The 6048-nt window shown below is 74.7% G+C and carries 5 protein-coding genes; all 5 read left to right on the top strand.

The window, feature by feature from the left end; all coding sequences use genetic code 11:
- Positions 1–386: phosphopantetheine-binding protein (locus tag ACWJ6R_RS28205; protein ID WP_449065133.1), on the top strand; the 386-nt coding region annotated here is incomplete at its 5' end.
- A complete protein-coding gene (locus ACWJ6R_RS28200) occupies positions 383–1087 on the top strand; it encodes a TubC N-terminal docking domain-related protein (RefSeq protein WP_449065132.1) in 705 nt (234 codons plus the stop codon). The genes ACWJ6R_RS28205 and ACWJ6R_RS28200, both read left to right, overlap by 4 nt.
- A complete protein-coding gene (locus ACWJ6R_RS28195; protein ID WP_449065131.1) occupies positions 1078–3486 on the top strand; it encodes a non-ribosomal peptide synthetase in 2409 nt (802 codons plus the stop codon). The genes ACWJ6R_RS28200 and ACWJ6R_RS28195 overlap by 10 nt, the downstream gene beginning before the upstream one ends.
- A gap of 194 nt (positions 3487–3680) precedes the next feature.
- Entirely contained in the window at positions 3681–5747 is a 2067-nt protein-coding gene (locus ACWJ6R_RS28190) for a methyltransferase (protein ID WP_449065130.1), read from the top strand.
- The coding region (locus ACWJ6R_RS28185) for a saccharopine dehydrogenase NADP-binding domain-containing protein (protein ID WP_449065129.1) at positions 5744–6048 on the top strand (305 nt) is incomplete at its 3' end. The genes ACWJ6R_RS28190 and ACWJ6R_RS28185, both read left to right, overlap by 4 nt.

The raw sequence follows: 6048 nt of genomic DNA, 5'->3' as shown, positions 1-6048 counted from the left end.
TGTTGGCGGATCGGTTGCCGGGGTATGCGGTTCCGTCGGTGATCTCGGCGGTGGATCGGTTCCCGTTGACCGCGAACGGGAAGATCGACAGAACCGCGCTCGCCACCGCCCTCGAACCCCCGCCCGACGACGATCCGCCGCGGCCCGGACTGGAACGGCGGCTCGCCGAGATCTGGGCGGAACTCCTGGAGATCCCCGCGCCGGGCCGCAGCCGGAGCTTCTTCACCCTGGGAGGCGACTCCCTGCTCGCCACCCGCTTCGCGGAGGCCGCCAGGCGGCGGCTCGGCGTGGAGGTGACCCTGCGGCGCTTCTTCGCCGCCCCCACCATCGCGGACTGCGCCGCGGCGATCGACGACACCCCCGACACGGAAGAGGGCGAGCTGTGACTCAGGCACCTGCCGTACGCGGACTGATCGCCGACATGGAGTCGGCGGGGATCAGACTGTGGGAGGAGGAGGGGCGGCTCAGGTTCCGCGCCCCCAAGGGAGCGCTGACCGAGGACCGGCGCGCGGCCCTGCTCGACGCCAAACCGGAGATCATCGAACAGCTGCGTCGCGACTCCGCGGCGGAGACCGTGCGGCCGCGGCCGGAACACCGCCTGGACCCCTTCCCGCTCACCGACGTCCAGCAGGCCTACCTGATCGGCCGCAACGACGCGTTCGGCTACGGCGGCGTCGCCTGCCACGGCTACGTCGAGGTCGCCTTCGCCGAGCTCGACCCGGAGCGCGCTCAGGCCGCCTGGCGGACCCTGATCGGCCGCCACGACATGCTCCGCGCCGTGATCCATCCCGACGGCCACCAGAACGTCCTGGCGGAGGTCCCCGCCTACGACGTCCGCGTGGCCGATCTCCGCGGCGCCGACCCGGAAGAGGAGCTCGCCGCCATCCGTGAGGAGATGGCGCACAAGGTCTACCCGCCGGGCGCCTGGCCGCTGTTCGAGCTGCGCATCACCCGCACCGACGGCGGGGACCTGCTGCACGCCTCGATCGACCTGCTCATCGCCGACTACGTCAGCATCCAGCTGCTCCTCGCCGAGCTGCACCGGCTGCTCGCGACCCCGGCGCCGTCCTGCCGCCGGTGCCGGTGAGCTTCCGCGACTGCGTTCTCGGCCTGCGCGCCCAGCGGGAGAGCAGCCGCCACGACCGGGACCGCGCCTACTGGTGGGCCAGGATCGACGAGCTGCCGCCCGCGCCCGAACTGCCCGTCCTCGGCCAGGACGCGGGCGCCAGGTTCACCCGCTGGGAGGCCGTACTGGAACCGGGGCAGTGGGCGCTGCTGCGCGACCGCGCGAGCGCGGCGGGCATCACCCCCTCGCAGGCCGTGCTGGCCGCCTACGCCGAGGTCATCGGGCGATGGAGCCGCAGACCCGGGTTCACGCTCAACCTGACGCTGCTCGACCGCCCGCCGCTGCACCCGCAGATCGACCGGGTCGTCGGCGACTTCACCTCGCTCGACCTGCTCGCCGTCGACACCACGCCGGACGCCCCGTTCGCCGCCCGCGCCGCCGCCATCGGCCGGCGGCTCTTCACCGACCTGGAACACCGCCGCTGCGGCGGCATGGAGGTCATCCGCGAGCTGGCCCGCAGGCGGGGCCGCGAGGCGAGCCTGATGCCGGTGGTGTTCACCAGCGCCATCGGCATCGCCCGGGACGCGGCCGAGCACGGCATGCCGGTGTACGGCATCAGCCAGACCCCCCAGGTGTGGATCGACTGCCAGGTCAAGGAGTACGGCGGAGCACTGCTGATCAACTGGGACGTCCGCGAGGGAGTGTTCCCCGATGGCCTCGTGGACGACATGTTCGCCGCGTTCACCGGCCTGCTGGCCCGGCTGACCGCGGAGGAGACCTGGGCGTCCGCCTCTCCCGTCGGGCTGCCCGACGCCCAGGCGCGCCGCCGCGACCGCGTCAACGACACCGCCGCGCCGCTCCCGCACGGCCTGCTGCACGACGGGGTCGTGGCCCGGGCCGTACGGGACCCCGGACGGATCGCCGTCACCGGCTCCGGCTCGCTCACCTACGGCGAGCTGCTGGAACGCGCGTCGGGGGTCGCGCGGGCGCTGCGCGAGGCGGGGCACTCGCCGGGTGAGATCGTCGCCGTGGTCATGGACAAGGGCGTCGAGCAGGTCGTGGCGGTACTGGGCACGCTGCTGGCCGGCGGCGTGTACCTGCCGGTCGACACCGGCCAGCCGCCGGTCAGGCGCGACCGCATCCTCGCCGACGCCTCGGCGCGCCTGGTGCTCACCCAGTCCTGGCTGGCCGAGGACGGCTGGATCGCGGTCGACGCCCTGCCGCCCGCGCCCCCCGGCCCGGTGGTCGAGCGGCATCCGGACGAGCCCGCCTACGTCATCTACACCTCCGGTTCGACCGGCACGCCCAAGGGCGTGGTGATCAGCCACCGGGCGGCGCGCAACACCGTCGACGACATCAGCGCCCGCTTCGGCGTCGGCGCCGGGGACCGCGTGCTCGGCCTGGCCGGCCTCGGCTTCGACCTGTCGGTCTACGACGTCTTCGGCACCCTCGCCGCCGGCGCCGCCCTCGTCCTGCCCGACGCCCTGCGCCGGGGGGACCCCTCGCACTGGGCCGCGCTCATCGCCGAGCACGGGGTCACGGTCTGGAACTCGGTGCCCGCGCAGCTGCAGATGCTCGAGCACTACCTCGACGCGGAGCCCCAGGTGGAGCTGCCGGCGCTGCGGCTGGCCCTGCTCTCGGGCGACTGGATCCCGGTGGCGCTGCCCGGCCGGATCCGCCGCCGGCTGCCCGGCCTGGAACTGGTCAGCCTGGGCGGGGCGACCGAGGCCGCGATCTGGTCGATCTACCACCCCATCGGCGCGGACCTGCCCGGCTGGACCAGCGTCCCGTACGGCAAGCCGCTGGCCAACCAGAGCTTCCACGTCTGCGACGCGAGCATGCGGCCGAGTCCCGACTGGGTCCCCGGAGAGCTGTACATCGGCGGCGCCGGCGTGGCGCTGGGCTACCTCGGCGACGAGGCCAGGACCGCCGAGAGATTCGTCGTCCACGACGGCGAGCGGCTCTACCGCACCGGCGACCTCGGCCGGTACCGGCCGGACGGGAACATCGAGTTCCTCGGCCGGGAGGACTCCCAGGTCAAGATCCGCGGCCACCGCATCGAGCTGGCCGAGGTGGAGGCCGGTCTGCAGGCCCACCCGGCAGTCGCCGCCGGGACCGTGATCGTCGATGGCGACCGCGCACTCGAACGACGGCTGATCGCCTTCGCGCAGGCCGTACGGAAGCAGGAGGACGGTGCCGTGCCCGACGTCGGCGCGGCGGCGGAGCGGGCGGCGGCGGAGGCGATCGAGGGCGTCGACCTGCCGCGGGTGACCGCGGTGGCCGAGACGCTCGACGAGATAGCGCTGACGTCGATGGCGGCCGCGCTGCGCGGGGCGGGCTGTTCGCCCGCCGGGACGACGGGCACGGACCGGCCGAGATCCTGGAGACCGCACGGGTCGCCCCCGGCCACCACCGGCTGATCCGCCGCTGGCTCACCGCGCTGCACGAGCGCGGGCGGCTCGACCTCGACCCCGCGGGCCGGTACCGGAACCTGCGCGCCGGCGCCGACCCGGACGAGCTCTGGCGCCGGGTCGGCGAGCTGGCCGACGGGCTCGACTACGGCGACGAGCTGATCGGCTTCCTGCGCGCCAGCACCGCCCACCTGCCCGAGCTGATGCGCGGCGAGCTGGACGCGCGCGAGCTGCTGTTCCCCGGAGCGGGAGTGGAGACGGCCGAGGGCGCCTACAAGGACAACGTCCTCAGCCGCTACGTCAACCGCGTCGTCCGGGCCGTGATCGGCCGCGTGGCCGAGCAGCACGGCGGCGGGCCGCTGCGGGTGCTCGAAGCCGGCGCGGGTGTGGGCGGCACCAGCGCCGAGCTGATCCCCGAACTGGCCGGCCACCGGGTCGACTACCTCTTCACCGACCTGTCCAGGTTCTTCCTCACCCGGGCGGCCGAGCGGTTCGCCGACCACCCCTGGGTGCGCTACGGCCTGTTCGACATCAACGCCGACTACCGCGACCAGGGCTACGAACCCAACTCCTTCGAGGTCGTCCTGTGCGCCAACGTCCTGCACAACGCCCGCGACGCGGGCGCGGTCCTGGACAGGTTCCGCGAGCTGCTCGTGCCGGGCGGCTGGCTGGTGTTCATCGAGACCACGCGGGAGCACGTGCAGATCATGAGCTCGATGGAGTTCCTGATGAGCCCGCGCGACTACGACGACGTACGGCGGGGCCGCGACCGCACGTTCATCGCCCGCGAGGAGTGGCTCGACCTGCTGGCCGCGGCCGGGGCCGAGACCCTGGCCTGCCTGCCCGAGCCCGCCGGCCCGCTGGCGTCCCTGGGCCAGTGCGTCTTCGCCGCCCGCTTCCCCGCCGACCGCGAGCGGATCGACCTCGCCGGGCTCCGGGACTTCCTGGCCGAACGGCTGCCCGACTACATGATCCCGTCGCACGTCCAGGTGGTCGACGAGCTGCCGCTGACCGGCAACGGCAAGATCGACAGGGCCGCGCTGGCCGCCCTGCTCCCGCGGGCCGCGGGGGAGGCGGCGCCCGCGAGCGAGGAACCGCGCGACGATCTGGAGCGGCGGCTCGCCGCCCTCTGGGCGGAGCTGCTCGGCCTCCCGCGCGTCGGCCGCGACCAGGACTTCTTCGCCCTGGGCGGCGACTCCCTGCTGGTCACCCGGCTGGCCGGGCGCGTCCGCGAGGAGCTGCCGGAGGCGGACGGCCTCTACTGGGACGGCCTCGTCCGCCGGCTGGTCAACCAGCCGACCGTCGCCGCGCTGGCCGCCCACCTCCGCCAGGCGGGCGAGGACCGCGACGACGGCCCGCTCCGCACGCGGGCCGGCTCGCTGGTACGCCTGTCGGAAGGCGACGGGCCGGTCCGCGTGCTGGTCCACGACGGCACCGGGACCCTCGCCCCCTACCGGGCCCTGGCCGGGGAACTCGCCGGCACGCCGCTGCTGGGCCTGGCGATCGACGACGCCGAGCGCTACCTGGAGCTGGACCCCGGGACGGCGGCCGAGACGCTGGCCGGATCCTACGCGCGGCTCCTGCTCCAGGAGGGGGTGACGCGCCTGCGCGTCGTCGGCTACTGCATGGGCGGGCTGATCGCCACCGAGCTGGCCCGCCAGCTCACCGAGAGCGGCGCGGTCGTCGAGGACCTCACCGTCATCAGCAGCTCGCGCTTCCCCTACCGGATCACCGACGAGCTCATGCTGGAGTACGGCTTCGCCCAGGCGTGCGGCGTCGACCCCGTCCGGCTCGGCTACCCCGGAGGGGACCTGGCCCGGGCGCTGCACGCCGTACAGGAGGGCTCGCCGGGACAGGTGCGCGAGGGCGCCCTGGCCGCCCTGGAGGACAGCCCCGACCCCGCCCTCGCGGAGGTCGGGCGCCGCTTCGCCGCACTGGCCCTGCCACCGCCCCGGGAACGGCTGGCCGCCCTCGCCCGCGAGCTGGGGCAGCCGCCCGAGCGCGTGGAACTCGCCCACCGCGTGTTCAAGCAGAGCTTCGCGGCGGTCACCCACTACGACCCCGAGCCCTACGCCGGGGACATCACGTTCCTGCGCCAGCGCGGCGTCACCAACCTCGTGCCGACCCTCCAGGACGACATGACCGGATTCTGGCGGGAACTCTGCCTGGGCCGGCTGACCGTCGCCGACGTGGCGGGCGACCACTTCAGCTGCCTGGACCGGGAGCACGCTCCCGGCGTGGCCCGGCTGATCACCGGCGGCCCCGCGTGATCGGGATCGTCGGAGGGTACGGCGCGGTCGGCGGCGCGGCGGCGCGGCTGCTCGCCGACCGCGGCGTCCGCGTCGGCGGGCGCGACCTGGAGGCGGCCCGCCGCTTCGTCGACGAGGAACTGGGCGGACGCGGCGAGGCCCGGCGGGTGGACGCCTACGACGAGGCCGCCCTGGCCGCGTTCTGCCGGGGCTGCCGGGTCGTGGTCAACTGCGCCGGCCCCTCCTACCTGTTGCTCGACCGGGTGGCGCGCGCCGCGTTCCGCGCCGGGGCCGACTACGTGGACGCGCGGGCGACGGCCCG

The sequence above is a fragment of the Planomonospora algeriensis genome, assembly GCF_977012225.1.
The sequence above is the reverse complement of the archived record's forward strand: the minus strand, read 5'-3'. Positions and strand labels throughout refer to the sequence as shown.

Excerpts from the sequence above, each read along its gene's own strand:
- ACWJ6R_RS28190 (WP_449065130.1), top strand. The coding sequence starts at position 3,681 with ATGCGCGGCGAGCTGGACGCGCGCGAGCTGCTGTTCCCCGGAGCGGGA.